Origin of the sequence: Pseudomonas sp. MIL9, from assembly GCF_016887925.1 — a bacterium.
Taxonomy (GTDB): domain Bacteria; phylum Pseudomonadota; class Gammaproteobacteria; order Pseudomonadales; family Pseudomonadaceae; genus Aquipseudomonas; species Aquipseudomonas mohnii.
This window is the reverse complement of the sequence record NZ_JAFEHE010000021.1, coordinates 27,158-47,115: the sequence shown is the minus strand read 5'-3', so window position 1 is coordinate 47,115 and position 19,958 is coordinate 27,158. Positions and strand designations below refer to the sequence as shown.

Sequence of the window (19,958 nt, the reverse complement as noted above, 5' to 3'; positions counted from 1 at the left end):
TCGAAGCGCCTGACCGCTACCCAAGTAGCATAGGTCGCACCCCCACAGGCTTCGTACACTCGTACCTCATACATGCGCACCTGCGGGAGGCGACGATGCAGCAGGTCCAGAACGAAGGTATCGTCAGCGCGATGTCCCAGGCCACCGATGCCCGGCAGGTGGCGCAGGAGCTGGCGCGACAGTTATTGCATCCGCACCTGGGGTTCGTGCTGTTCTTCTGTTCCGCCGAGTACGATTTGCAGGCGCTGGGGCAGGCCTTGCAACAGAGCTTCGGCGGCATTCGCCTGGCGGGCTGCACCAGCGCCGGGGAAATCACTCCGCTGGGGTATGGACGCAATTGCGTGACGGCGGTCGGTTTCGATCACCGGCACTTCTCCATCGCCCTCGAACTGATCGACGAAATGGAACGCTTCAGCCTGATCGACGCCCAGCAAATGGTCGAGCGCCTGGTCGGCGGCTGTCGCAGCAACACCCTGGCACCGATCAAGGGCAACAGCTTTGCCCTGACCTTGCTCGATGGCCTGTCCAGCCGCGAAGAAATGGTCCTGGCGGCCTTGAGCGCCGCGCTGGGCGACATTCCGCATTTCGGCGGTTCGGCCGGCGACGACAACTACCTGACCCACACCCATGTCTACTTCGACGGCGAGTTTCACAGCGGCGCGGCAGTCGTGGTGCTGGTCAATACGTGGCTGGACTTCGAAGTGTTCACCACCCATCACATCCTGCCCCGGGCGGAGAAACTGGTGGTCACCGGAGCCGACAGCGCTTCGCGGCGGGTCTTCGAACTCAATGCCGAGCCGGCCGCCGCCGAGTACGCCCGACACATCGGCGTGCCGGTGGCCGAGCTCGATCACCGGATCTTCGCCGCGCACCCCTTGGCGGTGCGGATCAACGAGCAGTATTACGTGCGTGCCATTCAGCAGGTTCATGCCGATTTGAGCCTGAGTTTCTATTGCGCCGTGGAGAACGGCATCGTCCTCACCGCCATGACCCCCGGTCCCATGCTGCCGAACCTGCAGAGCCTGTTCGACGGCTTGCAGGAGCGTCTCGGTGATTTGCTGCTGACCATAGGCTGCGATTGTTTTCTGCGGCGCCTGGAGCTGGAGGACGACGGTAGCCTCGAGCAGATCGGCGCCTTCTTGCGCGAGCAGCGGGTGATGGGGTTCAACACCTACGGAGAACAGTTCAATGGCATGCACATCAACCAGACATTCACCGGCGTTGCCATTGCCCGAGGGCGGTCCCTCGGACTGCGCTGAACTGCGGGCGCAGATCGCCGGCCTGCAACACGACAACCAGAAACTGCAACGCATCAACGCCGCGTTGATCGAACGCATCGAGTCCGGCATCACCCGGGGCAATGATCCCTACGCCGCGTTCCAGCATTCGGTGGTGCTGGCCGAGCAGGTGCGAGAGCGCACCGACGCCTTGAACCAGGCCATGGCCGAACTCAAGGCCGGCAACCACTTGCTCAGCGAAGCGCGCTTGCGCGCAGAAACGGCTCATCAACACCTTATCGACGCGATCGAGAGCATCTCCGACGCCTTCGTGCTGTTCGATGCCCAGCAATGCATCGTCCTGTTCAACAGCCGCTTCAAGGCCTTCTGGAGCAACAGCCGGGTGCGGATCAGCGCCGGCATGCGCCTGACCGAGGTCAAGCGCCTGATGATGAACAACGGCCTGTTCACCGAAGAGCCGCGCGGGCATGCCGACGAAAACCTGCTGTATCGCCTGCAGGACGGTCGCTGGTTGCAAGTCAGCGAGCGGCCTACCCAGGAAGGCGGGCGGGTGATTCTGTTCACCGACATTACCGACGTCAAACTCAGCGAAACCGTGCGCCGCGAGCAAGCGGTGGCGCAGAAGTCGCACCTGTTGCAACGGGCGGTGGACAACCTCTCCCAAGGGGTGGCGATGGTCAACGCCGAAGGCATCCTGGAACTGTGGAATCGCCGGTTCCTCGAACTCAGTGGCCTGGCACCGGTAGCGGCCCATCGTCCGTTTGCCGAAGTGATCGCCGACAGCGAATTGACCCTGCTGACCCCGGCCAGCCGCGACGCCAACGGGCGGCCCACGCAGGAGTGCGAACAACGCCTCTACGATGGCCGGGTCCTGGAGATTCGCACCCATCCGCTGCCCACGGGCGGATTCGTCAACACCTTCACCGATATCACCGAACGCTACCAGCACGCCGAAGCCCTGAGCGAAAGCGAGCGCTGGATCCGCCTGATCACCGACCATGTGCCGGCGTTGATCGCCTATCTGAACGCCGACCTGGTCTACGAATTCACCAACAAGGTCTACGAAGAATGGTACTGCTGGCCACGGGGCGTGATGCTCGGCCAAAGCTTGCGCGAAGTGCACAGCGAGCAGCATTACCAGCGCCTGGAGTCCTACGTGGCCAGGGCGCTGGCGGGGGAGAGCGTGACGTTCGAGGTCGCCGAAACCAACGTCAATAATCAGGAACGCTACATGCTGCGTTCCTACGTGCCCAATCGGCTGGCCAGCGGCGAGGTGGTGGGGATTTTCGTGTTGATCCGCGACATCACCGAACGCCGCCGCACCGCCGAGGCATTGCACCAGGCCTATCAGAATCTGGAGCTGCGGGTGCGCGAACGCACTGCGGAACTGACCACCCTCAACGACCAGTTGTTGCGTGAGATCGAGGAGCGTCGCCGGGTCGAATCACGCTTGCGCGAGGCCAAGCAGGAGGCCGAGCAAGCCAACCTGTCGAAGACCAAGTTTCTCGCAGCCGTCAGCCACGACCTGCTGCAACCCTTGAACGCAGCGCGGTTGTTTACCAGTGCCTTGCTGGAGCGCCGGGAGGCGGTCAGCAACGAGGTGCTGGTGCGCAATGTCAGCAACTCCCTGGAAGACGTGGAAAACCTGTTGGGCACCCTGGTGGATATTTCCAAACTCGATGCCGGGGTGATCAAGGCCGACATCGCGCCGTTCGCCCTGAGCGAGCTGTTGGACACCCTGGCGGCGGAATACACCCAGGTCGCTCGCAGCGAAGGACTGGAGCTGCATTTCATTGCCTGTTCGGCGCTGGTGCGCAGCGATATCCAGTTGTTGGCGCGCATCCTGCGCAACCTGTTGAGCAATGCCATTCGCTACACCTACAGCGGTCGCGTGGTGCTGGGTTGCAGGCGTCATCACCAGCGCCTGTCGATTCAAGTCTGGGACAGCGGCATGGGCATTGACGAAAATCGCCTGGAGGAGATTTTCCAGGAGTTCAAGCGTGGCGATGTGCAACGCCCGGATCAGGATCGCGGCCTCGGGCTGGGCCTGGCGATCGTCGAAAAGATCGCCGGCATTCTCGGGCATCGGGTTCAGGTTCGTTCGTGGCCGGGCAAGGGCTCGATGTTCTGCGTCGAAGTGCCGTTAAGCGCCACCGCACCGCAGGCAGCCCCCGGTTTGCTGATGAGCGAGCCGATGCTCGAACGGCTGCGCGGGGCGCGGATCTGGGTGCTGGACAACGATGCGACCATTTGCGCCGGCATGCGCACGCTGCTGGAAGGTTGGGGCTGCCGGGTGGTCACGGCGCTGTCGGAAGAGGACCTGGCACGGCAAGTGGACAACTACCACGCCGACGCGGACCTGCTGATCGCCGACTATCACCTGGACAACGATCAGAACGGTGTGGACGCCGTGGCCCGGATCAATGCCCGGCGCGGCTCACCGATCCCGGCGATGATGATCACCGCCAACTACAGCAACGAACTCAAGCAGCAGATCCGCGAACTGGGGCATACCCTGATGCACAAGCCGGTACGGCCGATGAAGCTCAAGACAGCCATGAGTCATTTGCTCGCTCGGCCTTGAGTGCTCGGGTGCAGGTGCCGGCCCCTTCGTCGGAACGCCGCCCTGCTCCCACACTGGATCGGCTAAATCCCTGTGGGAGCGAGCCTGCTCGCGATAGCCGTTATGCGGTCTTCAGGCGAGCCTCACCGCCGCAAATACGACCCGAAATCAATGTCTCCGGCACTCAGGATCGCCTGCACCCGGTTGTGCACGTTGAGCTTGCGCAGGATCGCCGAGACGTGGGCCTTGACCGTGGTTTCGGCGATTTCCAGGGTGTAGGCGATCTGTTTGTTGGACTCACCCTTGGTCATGCGTTCCAGCACCTGCAATTGCTTGCGGGTCAGGGCCTGGAGCAGCTCCGGCGGGAAGCTCGGGGTGTCGTTCATCCGTCGGTGCGTGCCGGTTCTGGCCGAGCGGATAATGTCCGGGGGCAAGTAGACGTTGCCGTTGAGAATCTGCTGGATCGCATCGGTCATCTGGCTGCGGGGCGAGGATTTGGTGATGAAGCCCACCGCGCCGTAAGTGATGGCTTGCAGGACGATTTGCTTGTCTTGTTCGGCGGACACGATCACCACCGGAATGGTCGGTGCTTCGTTGCGCAGGTTGATCAAGCCATTGAGCCCGTGCATGCCGGGCATGTTCAGGTCGAGCAGGATCAGGTCCAGGTCATCGTGTTCCTGGGTCAGGGCCAGGGCGCTGTCCAGGTCGGCGGTTTCCATCACTTCGCTGCCGGCAAAGCCGTCGCTGATGACGTTATGGATGGCTTCGCGAAACAGCGGGTGATCATCGGCAATCAGAATTTTGTACATAGCCTTTCACCTCATTATTTTGATTATGGTGTGGCAACAACACGCACGCGTAAAGCTCAGGGAAAGGGTTCGGGCCGGGCCGGCGTCACCGGCAGGTTGGCCGCCTGCCAGGCGTCCACACCGTCACGGTACCAGTACAGTGTCTTATAGCCCAGGCTGGCCGCGCGCTTGACCGCATTCCAGCTCAGCCAGCAGTCGGAGCGGCAGTAAAAGACCAGTGGTTGCGTCGGGTCACCGGCGGTCAGTTTTTTCAGGTTGTGCGCGAAATAGTCCTGCCACTGTGGCGTCAGCTCACCATCACCGGTATTGGCCAGCCAATGGCTGCCGGGCAGGTTTTCGCGGGACTGGTCTTCGATGAATTGGCCTTGCAGCCATGGGCGGCGGTAGACGTCGATCAGCAGCGGGCGCGGGGTTTGTTCCAGCAGGGTTTGCAGGGCCGGTGTGTCGACGAGGGTCGCGCCCGGCAACTCATGGGGCGTCGGGCTGCGGTACAGGTCGATGCGATAGCCCTCTGCGGAAAACAGCGGGGCTTGAGCGTGCGCGTTGCCCAGCCACAGGCTCAGCGACAACGCAGCAAGAGAGAGACGCAGCAGGCGACGTCGGGCATGCGGCATGGGTTCAGTCCTTATCGTTATGGACCCATTACATGCCAGTCACGCTGCGTTTGGAATGCGACGATAGACAGGAAAACCAGTACTAAAGTAGTAATTTTGGTCCTTCGGGAGGTCGGTCAGCCGGATTTGCGCAAGGCGGCGTGTTGCGGGTTGAACGTCAACACGGCCAGCAGCGAAAACAGCAGGGTCAGCCCCACGCACACCGCCAGCGCCAGGGCATTGAAGCGTTCATACAAGGCAAACCGCACCAGTTCCACGGCATGGGTGAACGGGTTCAGGGCGCACAGCCAGTACAACCATTCACTCGACTCGCGCATCTTCCACAGCGGATACAGGGCCGAAGAGAGGAAAAACAGCGGGAAAATCACGAAGTTCATGACCCCGGCAAAGTTCTCCAGCTGGCGGATCGCGTTCGACAGCAAAAGGCCCAGGGCACTGAGCATCAGCGCCACCAGCAGCAACGCCGGCAAGGCCCACAACAGGCCCATGGCCGGCGGTCGCACACCGTAGACCCAGGCGATCGCCAGAAACGCATACACCTGCAACAACGAAATCAGCGCCGTGGCCAACAGCTTGCTGCACAGCAGAAAGGTCCGGGGCAGGGGACTGGTCAACAGCACGCGCATGCTGCCCATCTCGCGGTCGTAGACCATCGACAGCGAACCCTGCATGCCGTTGAACAGCAGGATCATGCAGGCCAGGCCCGGAATGATGTACACCTCGTAAGGAATGTAGGTGTCGTAGGGCTCGATGATCGCGATGCCGAGGGCCGCACGAAAACCCGCGGCGAACACCAGCAGCCACAACAAGGGCCGCACCAGCGCGCTGAGAAACCGCGTGCGCTGCAGAACGAAACGCAGCCATTCGCGCAGCACGATGCCGCTGAAACATTGCCAGTACGCGTTCATCGGGCAGCTCCGGAAGTCGTGAGACGGGTGAAGGCCGAACCCAGATCGCCGCCGTGTTCCAGGCTCAGCGCGTCGGCCTGCCCACTGGCGACCAGCCGGCCTTGATGGAGAATCAGCAAGTCATCGCTGGGCTGCACTTCGTCGAGCAAATGGGTGGTCCAGAGCACGCTGATGCGCTGCTCGCGGCACAGGTTGCGAATGTGCTGGTTGAGCGCCAGGCGACTGGCCGGATCGAGTCCGGCGCTGGCTTCGTCGAGCAGCAGAAGACGTGGCTCATGCAGCAGGGCGCGGGCAATTTCCACCCGCCGGCGATGCCCGCCATTGAGTTCACGTACCCGTTCGCGCCGGCGTTCGGTCAGGGCCTGCCGGGCCAGTTCCGCCTCGACCCGCAGGGCGCTCTGGCGCCGGGACAGGCCATGCAGCGCTGCGTGATAACGCAGGTTCTGCTCGACGCTGAGGTCCAGGTCGAGGGTGCTTTGTTGAAACACCACGCCCAACTGCCGAAGTGCCGGGCGCGGCGTCCTCGACAACGAGCAGCCACCGACGCGGATGTCTCCGTGCTGTACGTCATAGAGCCGGGTGAGCAGGGCGATCAGGGTCGATTTACCGGCTCCGTTAGGCCCCAGCAGCGCCGCGAAGCGTCCCGGTGCCAGACTGAAACTGACTTGGCGCAAGGCCTCTCGGGCCCCGTAGGCGAAACTCAGGTCGCTGACCTCCAGGGCGTTCATGGGGTCACCACCACGCCCCAGGGATAACGTCCGACCTTCACTGACTTGGTGACCTTGAGGCTTTCGACATCGATCACCGAGACGTCGCCGCTGACACCATTGGTGGCCAGCAACTGCTTTTGATCCGGGGTAAACGCCATCTGCCAGACCCGTCGCCCCACCAGCAGGTAGTCGAGAATCTCGAAGGTCTTGGCATCGATCACCGCCACATGGTTGGCCGGGCCCAGCGCGACGAAGCCGTACTTGCCATCGGCGCTGAGCTTGACGCCCACCGGCTGGACCTTGTCCGGGTGCACGCCCTTGATCTGGAAGTTCAGGGTCTTGAGGATCTTGCGGCTGGCCACGTCGAGAATGGTCACGGTGCCGCCGATTTCCGCCGAGGCCCACAGCTGCGAACCGTCCGCCGAGAACTCGACGAAACGCGGGCGCTGATCCACCAGGGTGCTGTCAGCCAGGGTCTGGGTGCCGGTGTCGATCCAGTGCAGCATGTTGGTGGTTTCGCTGGTGTTCACCGCCCATTTCCCATCGGGGCTGACGGCCATGCCTTCGGGTTCGACGCCGACGTTGATCTGGCTGAGGACCTTGGAGGTTTCGGTGTCGATCACCGTGACCAGCGCATCGTCTTCGTTGGACACGTACAACCAGCGATTGTTGGGGTGCAGGGCGAACTGCTCGGGATCCTTGCCCGAAGGCAGTTCCTTGATGATCTTGCGCGTGGCCACGTCCATCACCTGCACCCGGTCCGAGTCGCTGGCGCAGATGTACAGCAGCTTGTTGTCGTGGGACAGCAGCAGGCCACGCGGACGCTGGCCGACGGGCAAGGTCTCGGTGACTTGCAGGGTCTGCATGTCGATCAGGCTCAGGCTGTTGTCCTTTTCGTTGGAGACCCAGGCGGTGCTGGCCGCGGCGTGTCCCGCAGCGAGCAGCAGGGCGCATGAGAGCAGGGTGCGGCGCATGGCAGATTCCTTATTGTTGTCGTTGTTGTGAAAAAAGGGATCAGGGAAAGCGGCAGCTGACCTCGGGCTTGTCGTAGCCCAGGCTGTCCATTTCGTTGAAGGGGTGCAGAAAGCCGTCCTGGGGCGAGGTGCTGACCAGCGCACGGGGTTGCACGATGGGGATCGGCTGGCGCAACTGGCCGTTCCACGGCCGATAACTGAGCTTGCGCCCCTTGAAGCCGTCCAGCGGCAGTTGATCGCTGATTTCCAGCTGACGGATCGCCATGGGCTCGGTCTGGCGCAGTTTGCTCACGGCGCTGGCGATGCTGCGCACGGCCATCCATGCAGCGAAATCGCGGTCGTTCATCCAGCGCCCGGTCAGGGCTTCGAAACGTTTCTGCAACTGCGCGGCACCGTAGGTTTCCACGGTTTTGTGCCAGCCCACCGGGGTCAGGCCCTGGGTGCCCGCCACCGGGCGCGGGTACCAGGTCTGGTACGGCACGTATTCACCAAAGTCGCCGCGTTCGTCGGCCACCAACACCACGTCGTATTCAGCGGTCTGGGTGAACAGCGGCATGTCGGCCTGGGCGCTGCGTCGTTGATCGTTGTCGAAACTCCAGGCTTTTTCCGCCACCAGTTGCACACCGAAGCGTTTGGCCGCGCGGCGCAGGGCGGCGGCGTAGGCTTGATCGTCTGCGGTCGGGCCGACGATGAGCAGGGCCCGCTGCCATTTGCGCACCACCAGGAATTGCCCCAGGGCATCGGCGAGCATCGCCCGGCTGGGCAGGCTGTGCAGCACATTCGGCAGGCAATCGGTGGTGCGCAGGCTGTCGTCCGGGCTGCCGGCGTTGAACAACAGGCTGTCGGGAAGTACCGCGCTGAGCCGGCGCAGACTCTCTGCCGGCGCATTCACCACAAACAGGCGCAGGCCCTGTTCGTGCTGGGCCTGGGCGGCATGAATCAACGCATCCGGGCTGTCGACGCTGGCACTCACCAGGCTGTAGCTGTGGTTGAGAAAACGCCCGGTGCTGTTGCTGTCGGTGATCGCCAGTTCAGCGCCACGCAACCCGGCATCGGTCGGTTCGGGAATGACGTTCGACAGCAGCGGTCCCGGGTCGGGGCGATAGCCCAGGTAGCCGATTCGCACCTGCAACGGCGCATCGGCGGCCTGGCTTTGAGTCGCCAGCCCCGCCGCGCAGGCAATCGCCAGCACGTAGAACAAGGCGTAAGGGGCAAGCTGGCGCATAGGGCACTCCATTACAGGTAGCGCCAGCATAGGAAGCCTGAAGGCCGGATGAAATATGCAGAAAGTACCAGCGAGGCAGTACCAAGGTAGTAGCTCGCACCGTGCGGTGCGGTTTTAGCATGGGCTGAAACGGCCATTACCCTGGAGGCAATCGATCATGCGAATTCTCAAAGCGCTGCTCCTGCCGTTTTTACTGGTCCTGAGCCTGATCGGCGTCGACAAGCTGCACGGCCCGCGCCCCGCGCCGTTGCTCGTCATGCCCGCGACACCGGGACGCTAGGCATGTCGGCCCTGTGGCGGATCAACCTCTGGGTGTGCGGTTTTTTCGCCCTGGTGACTTTGGCGTGCATGGGGTTGCTGGTGCATCAGGCGCTGGCGGATGTGGAGCGTGAGCTGCAATCCGCCGAAGCGGTGGTCGAGTACCTGAGCGAAACTGCCGAGCGCAATCCTGCCAGCCTGCAACCACGGCTGACGCGCAGTTTGCGTCACGTGCGGGTGCGCTGGCTCGAGCCGGGCGAAGCGGAACGGCTGCCGGTGCAGGACGGGCTCGATGCCTGGCTCGGACGGCTGTTGTTTGCCGAGGCCCGACACAGTGAACGGGTTCTCCAGTTACAGGACGGCCGCCGCGTGCAGATCGCGGTCGATCCACGGGATGAAATCGACGAAGTCTGGGATTCCCTCCAACAATTGCTGAGCCTGTGTGGCCTGGCGTTAGCGTTGAGTCTGCTGACCATTCGCTGGGCCGTGCGTCGGGGCCTGGGCCTGCTCGACGACTTGCTGCGTGCCCTGCAGCAGGTCTCCGGCGGCCAGCTCAAGGTGCGTTTGCGTGCGCAAGGCCTGCCGGAGGCGCGGCAACTGGCGACGCATTTCAACCGCATGACCGACGCACTGGAACAGGCACGCGCCGACAACACCGAACTGACCCGGACGTTGCTGGCGGTGCAGGAACAGGAACGCACACAACTGGCGCAGACCCTGCACGACGACCTCGGACAATACCTGGCGGGGATTCGCGCCCAGGCCTGCCTGCTGCGGCTGGTGGCGGATCAGCCAGACACCGTGGAACGCACAGTGCGTGAGCTCGAACACAATTGCGAACACCTGCAACAGGGCTTTCGGGCGCTGGTGCATGGCCTCTATCCGGTGGTGTTGCAACACCTGTCGTTGTCCGAAGCCTTTGGCTTGCTGGTCGAGCAATGGCAAGGCCGGCAGGGGATCGATTGCCAGTTGAGGGTCAGCGCGCAGTTGCCGCCGTTGTCCGTACCGGACAAGACTCATCTCTACCGCCTGTTGCAGGAAGCCCTGACCAACATTAGCCGTCACGCCGGCGCCAGTGAGGTGCGGGTTCGCCTGCAACATCATGGCGGCCATCTGCGTTTGCTGATTCGCGATAACGGTCGCGGCGCCCGACAGCCACCCCGGCCGGGTGTCGGTTTGCATTCGATGTTCGAGCGCGCCCGCAGCCTGGGCGGCGAACTGCGGGTGATCAGCCGGCCCGGCGCCGGTTGGGCGCTGGCCTTGAGCATGCCTTTGGAGGTGTCATGAATATTCTGTTGGTCGATGACCATGCGGTGGTCCGCCAGGGCTACGCGAGTCTGTTGCGCGCGGTGCTGCCGGCAATGGACGTGCGAGAAGCGGCGACCGGCGAGGAGGCGCTGGCCAGGGTGCAGGAGGCTGTGCCGAATCTGGTGATCATGGATTTCGGTTTGCCGGGGATCAGCGGCCTGGAAACCACACGACGCCTGCGTCAGCGCCTGCCACAGTTGCGGGTGCTGTTTTTCAGCATGCACGACGAGCTGCCCCTGGTGCGTCAGGCACTGGACGCGGGGGCCTCGGGCTACCTCACCAAAAGCTCGGCGCCGCAAGTGCTAATCGAAGCGGTGCGGCGGATTCTCGCGGGCCATGCCTACATCGAACAGCCCCTGGCCACCCAACTGGCCTGCCACCCGCCACAGGACGCCAGCGATCCGCGTTTGCAGAGCATGACCCAGCGCGAGCTGGAAATTTTCGTGATGATCGCCAAAGGCACCCCGGCCCGGATGATTGCCGAACAGCTGAGCATCAGCAGCAAAACAGTCTCCAATCACCTGACGTTGCTCAAGAGCAAGTTGCAGGTCTCGTCCCATGCCGAACTGGTGCACCTGGGCATCGACATGGGCGTGGTGCGGGTGGCCGGCTGATTCACCGCCCTTGTGCCTGCGTAGGAGCGAGCCCGCTCGCGAAGAACGTCAACGATAACGCGGGGAGCCTGATACCCCGCGGCGCTCTCGGGTTTTTCGCTTGTGCCTTTGTAGGAGCGAGCCTGCTCGCGAAGAACGTCAACGATAACGCGGGGAGCCTGATGCCCTGCGGCGCGCTCGGGTTTTTCGCTTGTGCCTTTGTAGGAGCGAGCCTGCTCGCGAAGAACGTCAACGATAACGCGGGAAGCCTGATACCCCGCGGCGCTCTCGGGTTTTTCGCGAGCAGGCTCGCTCCTACAAAAGAGCAAGCATCGACATCTGCTCGCGAAGAACGTCAACGGTAACGCGGGGAGCCTGATACCCCGCGGCGCTCTCGGGTTTTTCGTTTGTGCCTTTGTAGGAGCGAGCCTGCTCGCGAAGAGCGTCAACGGTAACGCGGGGAGCCTGATACCCCGCGGTGCGCTCGGGTTTATCGCGAGCAGGCTCGCTCCTACAAAAGAGCAAGCATCGACATCTGCTCGCGAAGAACATCAACGATAACGCGGGAAGCCTGATACCCCGCGGCGCTCTCGGGTTTTTCGCGAGCAGGCTCGCTCCTGCAAAGGAGGGGGAGGGGTTAGCGATTCCAGGTGGTCGGGCAGCCGCTGCAGCCCTCCATGTTTGCATCCTGAAAATTCGCGTAGTGCTGGCGCGAGCCGCTGAGGTTGGCGCCCTCCAGGTTGCTTTCGCCCAGCTTGGCTTCTTGCAGGTTGGCATCACTGAGATTCGCGCCCTTGAGATCGGCCTTGCTCAGCCAGGTCATTTCCAGATCGGCGGCCCGCAGGTTGGCGTTGTGCAGTTTGGCTCCGGAGAGGCGGGCGAATTGCAGGTAAGCGCCGCTGAGGTCGGCGTCCTGGAGTTGCGCGCCCTGGGCGAACAGGCCCCAGCCCTGGATCGCGATCAATGTTGCACCGCTGAAATCAGCTAACCGCAGATTGCTTTGCTGCAGGCTGGCGCGAGTCAGGTTGGCGCCTTGTAGCCGGGCTTTTTCCAGATTGGCCAGGTCGAGGTTGGCGTGGCGCAGGTCGGCATCGCGCAGGTCGGCGCCGGCCAGGTTCATGTTGCGTAAATCCTGATTGCTCAGGTTGGCGCCCCTGAGATTGGCGCCGGGGCACTGGCTGTGTACGGCGAGGGTGCAGCCGTTGATGACCAGCGGGGCGTCGTCGCCCTCGTCGGCCTGGGCCAGGGAAAGACTCAAGAGCAGTAGGAAGGGCAGGTATTTCATCACGAGACCTCTGGTGTTCCTGTGGCGAGGGAGCTTGTCGAAGTGTCGAATCGTCCCGCTCGGCGGCGCAGCAGTCACTAGACCTGAGCGCATGGTGTGACTGAAGGAATGCCGGGGCCGCTTCGCAGCCCGACGGGAGCAAGCTCCCTCGCCACAAAGGCGGCCCCGCATCCTAGGAGGGGTTACTTCTGGGCGGTCTTGTTATCCCAGCTCGGAATCTTGAACACCCAGAACGACCCGCCCTGTGCCACGGGTTTGGTCAGTTCGGCCATGTCGCCGCCCCACAACGGCACGGCGCCGCCATAACCGACGGTCACGCCGATGTATTGCTCGCCGTCCTGTTCCCAGGTAATCGGTGGCGAGACGATGCCGCTGCCGGTCTGGAACTTCCACAGTTCCTTGCCGGTTTTGGCGTCGAAGGCCTTGAAGAAGCCGTCGCCGGTACCGGTGAACACCAGGTTGCCCTTGGTCGCCAGTACGCCGGCCCACAATGGCAGATGCTCCTTGTGCTCCCACACCACTTTGCCCGTGGTCGGGTTCATCGCCCGCAGGGTGCCAACGTGATCGTCGTACATGCGCTTGATGCGGAATCCCATGCCCAGATACGCCGAGCCCTTCTTGTAGCTGACCTCTTCGGTCCAGTATTCCTCTTTCCACTGGTTGCCCGGAATGTAGAACAGCCCTGTGTCCTGGCTGTAGGCCATCGGGTTCCAGTTTTTGCCGCCGAGGAACGGCGGCGAGACTTCCACCGGTTTGCCTTTGGTCTCGCCCGGTAGCGGTTTGGCCGGACGCTGGCCCTCGTTCTCGACCGGCCTGCCGGTCTTGAGGTCGATGTGGCTGGCCCAGGTGATGTTGTCGACGAAGGGGAACGCGTTCTGCAATTTGCCGTTGTTGCGATCGACCACGTAGAAGAAGCCGTTACGGTCCGCGTGGCCGGTGGCCTTGACCGTTTTACCGTCCTTGTCCTTGTAGTCGAACAGCACCAGCTCATTGTTGCCGGAGAAATCCCAGGCATCGTTCGGGGTGTGCTGGTAGAACCATTTCACCTCGCCGGTACTCGGGTCGACGCCGACCTGGCCCGAGGTGTAGAGGCTGTCGTAGTCGTGGGGATTGCCGTCCTTGGCGGTGCGCGCCCAGGTGTTCCACGGCCCGGGGTTACCGGCGCCAACGATGATGGTGTTGGTCTCCGGGTCGAAACTGGCGCTCTGCCAAGGGGCGCCACCGCCATGGCTCCAGGCCTCGACCTTGCCGGTTTCGGTGGTCGGGTCATTCGGCCAGGACGGTGCCTTGACGTCGCCGGTCGGGGTGCTGTCCTTGCCGTTCAAACGGCCCATGTGGCCTTCGACGAAGGGCCGCATCCAGACTTCTTCGCCCGTGTCCGGGTCGCGGGCAAACAATTGCCCGACGACGCCGAACTCATCGCCGGAGCTGCCGTGAATCAGCAGCACCTTGCCACTGGTCTTGTCTTTGATCAGCACCGGGGCGCCGGTCATGGTGTAGCCGGCAGCGTGGTCGCCGAACTTCTTGTTCCAGACCACCTTGCCGGTGTTCTTGTCCAGGGCGATCAGCCGCGCATCGAGGGTGCCGAAGTAGATCTTGTCGCCATAAATGGCGGCGCCGCGATTGACCACGTCGCAGCACGGGCGAATGTTGTCCGGCAAGCGATGGTTATAGGTCCACAGGCGCTTGCCGGTCTTGGCGTCCAGGGCAAATACCCGCGAGTAGGAACCGGTGACGTACACCACGCCGTCGCTGACGATGGCCTGGGATTCCTGGCCGCGCTGCTTCTCATCGCCAAACGAGTAGGACCAGGCCGGCGTCAGCTTGAACACGTTCTTGTCGTTGACCTGGGCCAGCGTGCTCCAGCGCTGGGCGTTGGTGCCCATGCCGTATTGCAGCACGTCCTTGGTGGTCAGGTGATCGTTGGCAATGTCTTCCCAACTCACATTGCCGGTCGGGGCGGCGGGGGCTGTCGCGGCGTAGCTGGCCGCGCTCAGGGACACACTGCCCACCAGCAGAAAAGCCTGCACGGCGAGTGTCAGCGGGGAAAGGGCGGGTAGCGATCTTATTGTCATGGTTGCAGTTCCCAGTGGAGGTTTTGGCCTGCACAGGTTGGTGCGCGCAGCGTTTGCCGGATACGGAAAAAGTCCCGCTGTGGCCGGGAAGACTTCCCGAACGGCACCTGATTTGGGTGTGCGCCACAAGCCCTACTACCAAGGTACTGGGCCGCGACCACCAAAGCAGCATGGGGCCGGCGCGGCGGGGTTCCTAAGATGGTTGCCATAGCCTCTGCCAAGAGGTTTTGCGTGCAATCCTGAGGGCATAACAATGACAACAAAACGCAACGCCTTGCTCGTTGCCGGACTGCTGGCCGGCTTTATCAGCGCAGGTTCCGTATGGGCCCACGGCAACGTGGTGCCACAAGCCGTCGAAACCAAAGGCCTGACGCCCATCAAGGATGCCGGCGTGACGGTGGATGGCGATGGCTGGGCCGCGGTGAACCCGTACCGCAATTCTCCGGAACACGACAAGGCCCTGGAAATCGGCTCATCGGCCTACAACCAGAACTGCGCGGCCTGTCACGGCCTGGAAGCCAAGTCGGGCGGTATCGCACCGGACTTGCGCATGCTCGATGTCGGCGACGCCGGTGATGAATGGTTCGTCGAACGGGTACGTCACGGGGCCGTGCGCGACGGTCGGGTCTACATGCCGAAAATGGCCGACTACCTGAGCCAGGAAGCCCTGTGGGCGGTCCGCACTTATCTGGACAGCGTCCACGTCGAGGAATAACCCATGCGCCTGCTCGCGGTGTTGATCAGCGCTGTGTGGCTGTGCTGCCAGTCGGTGCAGGCGCAGGTCCGCAACTATGACGAAATGATCGCCGCCGGCGAACTGAAGGTAGCGGTCTACAAGGACTTCGCGCCCTACAGTTTTGAAGACGCCGGCCAGCCCCGGGGTGTTGACGTCGAACTCGCCCAGGCGCTGGCCAAGGCACTGGGCGTGCGCCTGACACTGATCTGGGCGCCGGCCGGGGAAAAACTCGACGACGACCTGCGCGACTACATCTGGCGTGCCAGCCCACTGCACAAGCAGCAACTGGCCGATCTGATGATGCGCGTGCCCTACGACCGCGATTACGCGCAGAAGCGCAACGAATTCGGCGAGATGGAAAACGGTCATGTGGTGATGTTCGGCCCTTACCAGAACGAGCAATGGCAGGTGGCCTACGACCGTCGGCGCCTGGACAAGGTCGGCAGTGTCGCGGTGTTCGAGCAGCACCCGATCGGCGTCGAAGTCGACAGCGTGCCGTCGTTCTACCTGACCTCGGTGTTCAACGGCATGCTCGCCGGCAAGACCCACCACTACCCGGGCGTACCCCAGGCGTTTGCGGCGATGAAGGCCGGTGAGGTCGACGCGGTGATGGCCATGCGCGGCGAGATCGACTGGCAGGTGCACGAGGCTGCCGACCCGCAAGTGGCGCTGGCGGAAAACGCTTATCCGAACATGGGCAAGCAGCTTTGGGAAATCGGCATGGCCGTGCACGAAAGCAACCGGCAATTGGCCTATGCCGTGGAAGAAGCGCTGGAAGGCCTGATCCGCGAGGGTTCGGTGAAAACGATCTATGGCCATTACGGCCTGCGTTATGACGTACCCGAGATGTATCAATAGGAGCGGGCGATGACCTGGCGAGCGAGTTGTCTGTTGGCCTGCTGTTTGAGCCTGGGCCAGGCCGCACAGGCTGCCGGGATTGAATCGGGCAAGGACCCGGTGCCGTCGGTCATGTGGTCGTTCTATCACAAGCAGATGCTGGGCGACGCGCCGTTCGTGTTCGATGAACGGGTCAAGCTGCTGGCACCGCCGTTTGCCGAGGACGCCCGACAAGTGCCCGTGGAAATCGACGCCCGGGCGTTCAAGGGCGAGGTGGTGCGAATACTTGCCTGGGCCGAGCTCAATCCTCTGCCGAAAATCGTCGACTTCGAACCCGTGTCCGGTGTGTTGCCGTGGCTGTCGGTGCGTATTCGCGTCGAACAGGCGACCCCGTTGCGCGCCGCGGTGCTGACCCGCGACGGGCTGTGGCATGTCGGTTCGACCCTGATCGACGCAGCGGGCGGCGGCTGTACCGCGCCCAGTGTGGTGCGTACCCAGCCAGGCTGGGAGGAACACATAGGCGAGGTGCTGGGCGGTCGCTACCCGCGTGGTGATTTCAGCCGCTTGCGATTGCAGGTGGCGCATCCGATGGACAACGGCATGGTCAGCGGCATTCCGGAGTTTTTCATCAACCATGCCGAATTGCGGGACTCGAACAATCAAGTAATGGCCCGCCTGGAACTGTTTCCCGCGGTCAGTGAAAACCCCAACCTGGCCTTTGACATTGAAGGGGCAGGGCAGACGCGCCTGGTGTTGCGCGACAACAGCGGCAATGAATTCGATGCGTCGATACCCTGACCCCAAGGAGCGCGTCATGCGCTGGATGCTGGTGTTGTTCATGAGCCTGAGCCTGCCGGCCATGGCCGATCTCGACTATGCGCTCAAGCCCCGGCAGATCGCCGAAGACACCTGGCTGCTGGAAGGCAGCACGGACAATTTCGCCACGGCCAACGGCGGCAACATCGTCAATACCGCGTTCATCGTCACCGAGCGTGGCGTGGTGGTGATCGATACCGGGCCATCGAAGCGCTACGGCGAAGCCATGCGCCGGGCGATTGCCGCCGTCACGGATAAACCGGTGATCGAGGTGCTGCTGACGCACCATCACCCGGACCACGTGCTGGGCAACCAGGCTTTCACCGATGTGCCGATCGGTGCGCTGGCCGGCACCACCGAGCTGTTGCATCAGCAGGGTGATGCCATGGCGCAAAACATGTATCGGCTGGTGGGCGACTGGATGCGCGGCACCGAGGTGGTGCTGCCGACCCGGACGCTGACCGCCGGCGTGCAACGTTTTGGGAACCACGATCTGCAGCTGCTGAGCCTGGGTGGGCATACGGGTGCGGATCTGGCTATTCTCGACCAGAAAACCGGCGTGCTATTCGCCGGGGATCTGGTGTTTTATCAACGGGCGCTGACCACGCCCAACAGTCCGGGGTTATCGGTGTGGCTGGCGGACATCGCCACCCTGCAAGCGTTGCCCTGGACGCTGATCGTGCCCGGCCACGGGCCGGTGGCCAGCGATGCAAAACCGTTCGCGCAGATGCGCGACTACCTGGGCTGGCTCGACCAACTGATGCGCGACGGCGCCGCCCAGGGCAGCGACATGGCCGAGATGATCCGCAGCCCCATTCCCGAACGTTTCGCCGAGATCAGCCTGAGCCGCTATGAACTCATCCGCAGCGTCAGCCACCTGTACCCGCGCTATGAGCGTGCGCAAATGAAGCGCGTCGATTCCGCCACGCAGCAATGATCAACACCCCTTTGTAGGAGCGAGCCTGCTCGCGATGGTGGTCAACGATTACGCTGGAAACCTGACGCCCCGCGGCGTTTTCAGGTTCATCGCGAGCGGGCTCGCTCCTACAGGGGAGCGCGCCGTATCCACACCCAACCCCCTACCAAGGAACTAGAAATCTCCACACAGCGGGTCATTGTTGTAAGGGCGGCGGCGCCCAAGAATCTGCATCACACCGGGAAAATTTCCCGGGTATAACAAAAACCGCAGAGGTAGCCGTCATGACTCAACCCGCACGTCGCCAGCCCTTCGTCTTGAGCCTGTTGCTCAGTGCCATGCTGTTATCCGGCCAGGCATTGGCCGGCGTCACCGATCAAGACATTCTCCAGGACCCCAAGAACCCTGAGCAGATCGTCACCAACGGCCTGGGCGTTCAGGGTCAGCGCTATAGCCCGCTGGATATCCTCAATGTCGGCAACGTGAAGGAGTTGCGGCCGGTCTGGGCCTTCTCCTTCGGCGGTGAAAAGCAGCGCGGTCAGCAAGCACAGCCGATGATCAAGGACGGCGTGATGTACATGACCGGCTCCTACTCGCGGGTCTTCGCCGTGGATGCGCGCACCGGCAAGAAACTCTGGCAATACGATGCGCGCCTGCCGGATGACATCCGTCCCTGCTGCGACGTGATCAACCGTGGGGTGGCGTTGTATGGCGACCTGGTGATCTTCGGCACCCTTGACGCCAAGCTCGTGGCGCTGAACAAGGACACCGGCAAGGTGGTCTGGAGCAAAAAAGTCGCCGACCACAAGGAAGGCTACTCGATCAGTGCCGCGCCGCTGGTGATCAACGGCAAATTGATCACAGGCGTGGCCGGTGGCGAATTCGGCGTGGTGGGCAAGATCGAAGCCTATGACCCGAAAAACGGCGACCTGCTGTGGACCCGGCCGACCGTGGAAGGCCACATGGGTTACGTCTACAAGGACGGCAAAGCCGTGGAGAACGGTATCTCCGGCGGCGAGGCCGGCAAGACCTGGCCCGGCGACCTCTGGAAAACCGGTGGCGCAGCGCCCTGGCTGGGCGGCTACTACGACCCTGAAACCAATCTGCTGCTGTTCGGCACTGGTAACCCGGCGCCGTGGAACTCGCACCTGCGCCCTGGCGACAACCTGTACTCCTCGTCGCGCCTGGCGCTCAACCCGGACGACGGCACCATCAAATGGCACTTCCAGAGCACGCCACACGACGGCTGGGATTACGACGGCGTGAACGAACTGGTGTCGTTCAACTACACCGAGGGTGGCAAGGAAATCAAAGCGGCGGCGACCGCCGACCGTAACGGTTTCTTCTACGTGCTGGATCGTACCAACGGCAAATTCATCCGCGGCTTCCCGTTCGTGGACAAGATCACCTGGGCCACCGGGCTCGATAAGGACGGCCGGCCGATCTACAACGAAGCCAGTCGTCCAGGCGCACCGGGCACCGAAGCCAAGGGCAGTTCAGTGTTCGTGGCACCGGCCTTCCTCGGCGCGAAAAACTGGATGCCGATGGCGTACAACCGCGACACTGGTCTGTTCTATGTGCCGTCCAACGAATGGGGCATGGACATCTGGAACGAAGGCATCGCCTACAAGAAAGGCGCGGCGTTCCTCGGCGCCGGTTTCACCATCAAGCCATTGAATGAAGACTACATCGGCGTGCTGCGGGCGATTGACCCGAAAACCGGCAAGGAAGTCTGGCGCCACAAGAACTTCGCGCCGCTGTGGGGCGGGGTACTGACCACCAAGGGCAACCTGGTGTTCACCGGGACGCCGGAAGGGTTCCTGCAAGCGTTCAACGCCAAGACCGGCGAGAAAGTCTGGGAGTTCCAGACCGGTTCCGGCGTGCTGGGCTCGCCCGTCACCTGGGAAATGGACGGCGAACAGTACGTCTCGGTCCTCTCGGGTTGGGGCGGCGCCGTACCGCTGTGGGGCGGCGAGGTGGCCAAGCGCGTCAAGGACTTCAACCAGGGCGGCATGCTCTGGACCTTCAAGCTGCCGAAGGATCTGGTGGCCAAGCACTGACGCCAGGACCACCGCATAACCCCTGTAGGAGCG

18 protein-coding genes are annotated in these 19,958 nt (G+C 62.9%); 10 read left to right on the top strand and 8 right to left on the bottom strand.

All coding sequences use genetic code 11. The annotated features are described in order from the left end of the window. Positions 1-95 precede the first annotated feature (95 nt). Positions 96-1,259, top strand: a complete 1,164-nt coding sequence (gene nosP / locus JQF37_RS21970; protein ID WP_130208692.1) for a nitric oxide-sensing protein NosP — start codon at positions 96-98, stop codon at positions 1,257-1,259. Beyond that, entirely contained in the window at positions 1,228-3,822 is a 2,595-nt protein-coding gene (nahK, locus tag JQF37_RS21965) for a hybrid sensor histidine kinase/response regulator NahK/ErcS' (RefSeq protein WP_130208788.1), read from the top strand. Before nosP ends, nahK begins: the two co-directional genes overlap by 32 nt. A gap of 122 nt (positions 3,823-3,944) precedes the next feature. Here nahK and JQF37_RS21960 read toward each other — a convergent pair whose 3' ends face one another. From JQF37_RS21960 to JQF37_RS21935, 6 genes are all read right to left on the bottom strand, one after another. Next, a complete protein-coding gene (locus JQF37_RS21960) occupies positions 3,945-4,610 on the bottom strand; it encodes a response regulator transcription factor (RefSeq protein ID WP_047528184.1) in 666 nt (221 codons plus the stop codon). Positions 4,611-4,666: 56 nt separating this feature from the next. Next, positions 4,667-5,224 carry a PQQ-dependent catabolism-associated CXXCW motif protein gene (locus JQF37_RS21955; RefSeq protein ID WP_130208690.1) on the bottom strand — a complete coding sequence of 186 codons (558 nt, stop codon included), beginning with the start codon at positions 5,222-5,224 and terminating at the stop codon, positions 4,667-4,669. A 116-nt stretch (positions 5,225-5,340) separates the two neighbouring features. Next, positions 5,341-6,132, bottom strand: coding sequence for an ABC transporter permease (locus JQF37_RS21950; RefSeq protein ID WP_047528186.1), 792 nt, complete (start codon positions 6,130-6,132; stop codon positions 5,341-5,343). Then, complete coding sequence (locus JQF37_RS21945) at positions 6,129-6,860, bottom strand: ABC transporter ATP-binding protein (RefSeq protein WP_130208688.1); 732 nt, start codon at positions 6,858-6,860, stop codon at positions 6,129-6,131. Before JQF37_RS21945 ends, JQF37_RS21950 begins: the two co-directional genes overlap by 4 nt. Further along, positions 6,857-7,816, bottom strand: coding sequence for a YVTN family beta-propeller repeat protein (locus tag JQF37_RS21940; RefSeq protein ID WP_130208686.1), 960 nt, complete (start codon positions 7,814-7,816; stop codon positions 6,857-6,859). The genes JQF37_RS21945 and JQF37_RS21940 overlap by 4 nt, the downstream gene beginning before the upstream one ends. Positions 7,817-7,856: 40 nt before the next feature. Next, on the bottom strand, positions 7,857-9,041 hold the full coding sequence (locus JQF37_RS21935; RefSeq protein WP_130208684.1) for an ABC transporter substrate-binding protein: 1,185 nt from the start codon (positions 9,039-9,041) through the stop codon (positions 7,857-7,859). A gap of 157 nt (positions 9,042-9,198) precedes the next feature. Between JQF37_RS21935 and JQF37_RS31745 the strand changes: the two genes are divergently transcribed. From JQF37_RS31745 to JQF37_RS21925, 3 genes are read left to right on the top strand one after another with little or no spacing between them, the layout of a single operon-like run. Beyond that, on the top strand, positions 9,199-9,321 hold the full coding sequence (locus JQF37_RS31745; protein ID WP_262984254.1) for a hypothetical protein: 123 nt from the start codon (positions 9,199-9,201) through the stop codon (positions 9,319-9,321). Between the two features lie 2 nt (positions 9,322-9,323). Then, positions 9,324-10,586, top strand: coding sequence for a histidine kinase (locus JQF37_RS21930; RefSeq protein WP_130208682.1), 1,263 nt, complete (start codon positions 9,324-9,326; stop codon positions 10,584-10,586). Further along, positions 10,583-11,221 carry a response regulator transcription factor gene (locus JQF37_RS21925; RefSeq protein ID WP_047528192.1) on the top strand — a complete coding sequence of 213 codons (639 nt, stop codon included), beginning with the start codon at positions 10,583-10,585 and terminating at the stop codon, positions 11,219-11,221. The genes JQF37_RS21930 and JQF37_RS21925 overlap by 4 nt, the downstream gene beginning before the upstream one ends. A 616-nt stretch (positions 11,222-11,837) precedes the next feature. On the opposite strand, the gene JQF37_RS21920 is transcribed toward JQF37_RS21925, so the two are convergent. Then, positions 11,838-12,485 (bottom strand): pentapeptide repeat-containing protein, encoded by a 648-nt coding sequence (locus JQF37_RS21920; RefSeq protein WP_130208678.1) that lies wholly within the window; start codon positions 12,483-12,485, stop codon positions 11,838-11,840. 182 nt (positions 12,486-12,667) lie between these two features. Then, a complete protein-coding gene (exaA, locus tag JQF37_RS21915; protein WP_130208676.1) occupies positions 12,668-14,560 on the bottom strand; it encodes a quinoprotein ethanol dehydrogenase in 1,893 nt (630 codons plus the stop codon). Between the two features lie 253 nt (positions 14,561-14,813). Here exaA and pedF point away from each other — a divergent pair, with 253 nt between their 5' ends. From pedF to JQF37_RS21890, 5 genes are all read left to right on the top strand, one after another. Continuing rightward, positions 14,814-15,275: a cytochrome c-550 PedF gene (gene pedF / locus JQF37_RS21910; RefSeq protein ID WP_103404281.1), complete on the top strand. Its 462-nt coding sequence runs from the start codon at positions 14,814-14,816 to the stop codon at positions 15,273-15,275. A 3-nt stretch (positions 15,276-15,278) separates the two neighbouring features. After that, a complete protein-coding gene (locus tag JQF37_RS21905; protein ID WP_130208674.1) occupies positions 15,279-16,154 on the top strand; it encodes a transporter substrate-binding domain-containing protein in 876 nt (291 codons plus the stop codon). A gap of 9 nt (positions 16,155-16,163) precedes the next feature. Continuing rightward, positions 16,164-16,931: a quinoprotein dehydrogenase-associated SoxYZ-like carrier gene (locus JQF37_RS21900; protein ID WP_090468833.1), complete on the top strand. Its 768-nt coding sequence runs from the start codon at positions 16,164-16,166 to the stop codon at positions 16,929-16,931. A 16-nt stretch (positions 16,932-16,947) separates the two neighbouring features. Continuing rightward, on the top strand, positions 16,948-17,886 hold the full coding sequence (locus JQF37_RS21895) for a quinoprotein relay system zinc metallohydrolase 1 (RefSeq protein ID WP_130208672.1): 939 nt from the start codon (positions 16,948-16,950) through the stop codon (positions 17,884-17,886). A gap of 263 nt (positions 17,887-18,149) precedes the next feature. After that, positions 18,150-19,925: a PQQ-dependent methanol/ethanol family dehydrogenase gene (locus JQF37_RS21890; protein ID WP_130208670.1), complete on the top strand. Its 1,776-nt coding sequence runs from the start codon at positions 18,150-18,152 to the stop codon at positions 19,923-19,925. Positions 19,926-19,958 lie beyond the last annotated feature (33 nt).

What these genes read in the sequence shown, in the direction of transcription:
- nosP (WP_130208692.1), top strand. Translation starts at nt 96, where the DNA reads ATGCAGCAGGTCCAGAACGAAGGTATCGTCAGCGCGATGTCCCAGGCC.
- JQF37_RS21960 (WP_047528184.1), bottom strand. Translation starts at nt 4,610, where the DNA reads ATGTACAAAATTCTGATTGCCGATGATCACCCGCTGTTTCGCGAAGCC.
- JQF37_RS21955 (WP_130208690.1), bottom strand. Translation starts at nt 5,224, where the DNA reads ATGCCGCATGCCCGACGTCGCCTGCTGCGTCTCTCTCTTGCTGCGTTG.
- JQF37_RS21950 (WP_047528186.1), bottom strand. Translation starts at nt 6,132, where the DNA reads ATGAACGCGTACTGGCAATGTTTCAGCGGCATCGTGCTGCGCGAATGG.
- JQF37_RS21945 (WP_130208688.1), bottom strand. Translation starts at nt 6,860, where the DNA reads ATGAACGCCCTGGAGGTCAGCGACCTGAGTTTCGCCTACGGGGCCCGA.
- JQF37_RS21940 (WP_130208686.1), bottom strand. Translation starts at nt 7,816, where the DNA reads ATGCGCCGCACCCTGCTCTCATGCGCCCTGCTGCTCGCTGCGGGACAC.
- JQF37_RS21935 (WP_130208684.1), bottom strand. Translation starts at nt 9,041, where the DNA reads ATGCGCCAGCTTGCCCCTTACGCCTTGTTCTACGTGCTGGCGATTGCC.
- JQF37_RS31745 (WP_262984254.1), top strand. Translation starts at nt 9,199, where the DNA reads ATGCGAATTCTCAAAGCGCTGCTCCTGCCGTTTTTACTGGTCCTGAGC.
- JQF37_RS21930 (WP_130208682.1), top strand. Translation starts at nt 9,324, where the DNA reads ATGTCGGCCCTGTGGCGGATCAACCTCTGGGTGTGCGGTTTTTTCGCC.
- JQF37_RS21925 (WP_047528192.1), top strand. Translation starts at nt 10,583, where the DNA reads ATGAATATTCTGTTGGTCGATGACCATGCGGTGGTCCGCCAGGGCTAC.
- JQF37_RS21920 (WP_130208678.1), bottom strand. Translation starts at nt 12,485, where the DNA reads ATGAAATACCTGCCCTTCCTACTGCTCTTGAGTCTTTCCCTGGCCCAG.
- exaA (WP_130208676.1), bottom strand. Translation starts at nt 14,560, where the DNA reads ATGACAATAAGATCGCTACCCGCCCTTTCCCCGCTGACACTCGCCGTG.
- pedF (WP_103404281.1), top strand. Translation starts at nt 14,814, where the DNA reads ATGACAACAAAACGCAACGCCTTGCTCGTTGCCGGACTGCTGGCCGGC.
- JQF37_RS21905 (WP_130208674.1), top strand. Translation starts at nt 15,279, where the DNA reads ATGCGCCTGCTCGCGGTGTTGATCAGCGCTGTGTGGCTGTGCTGCCAG.
- JQF37_RS21900 (WP_090468833.1), top strand. Translation starts at nt 16,164, where the DNA reads ATGACCTGGCGAGCGAGTTGTCTGTTGGCCTGCTGTTTGAGCCTGGGC.
- JQF37_RS21895 (WP_130208672.1), top strand. Translation starts at nt 16,948, where the DNA reads ATGCGCTGGATGCTGGTGTTGTTCATGAGCCTGAGCCTGCCGGCCATG.
- JQF37_RS21890 (WP_130208670.1), top strand. Translation starts at nt 18,150, where the DNA reads ATGACTCAACCCGCACGTCGCCAGCCCTTCGTCTTGAGCCTGTTGCTC.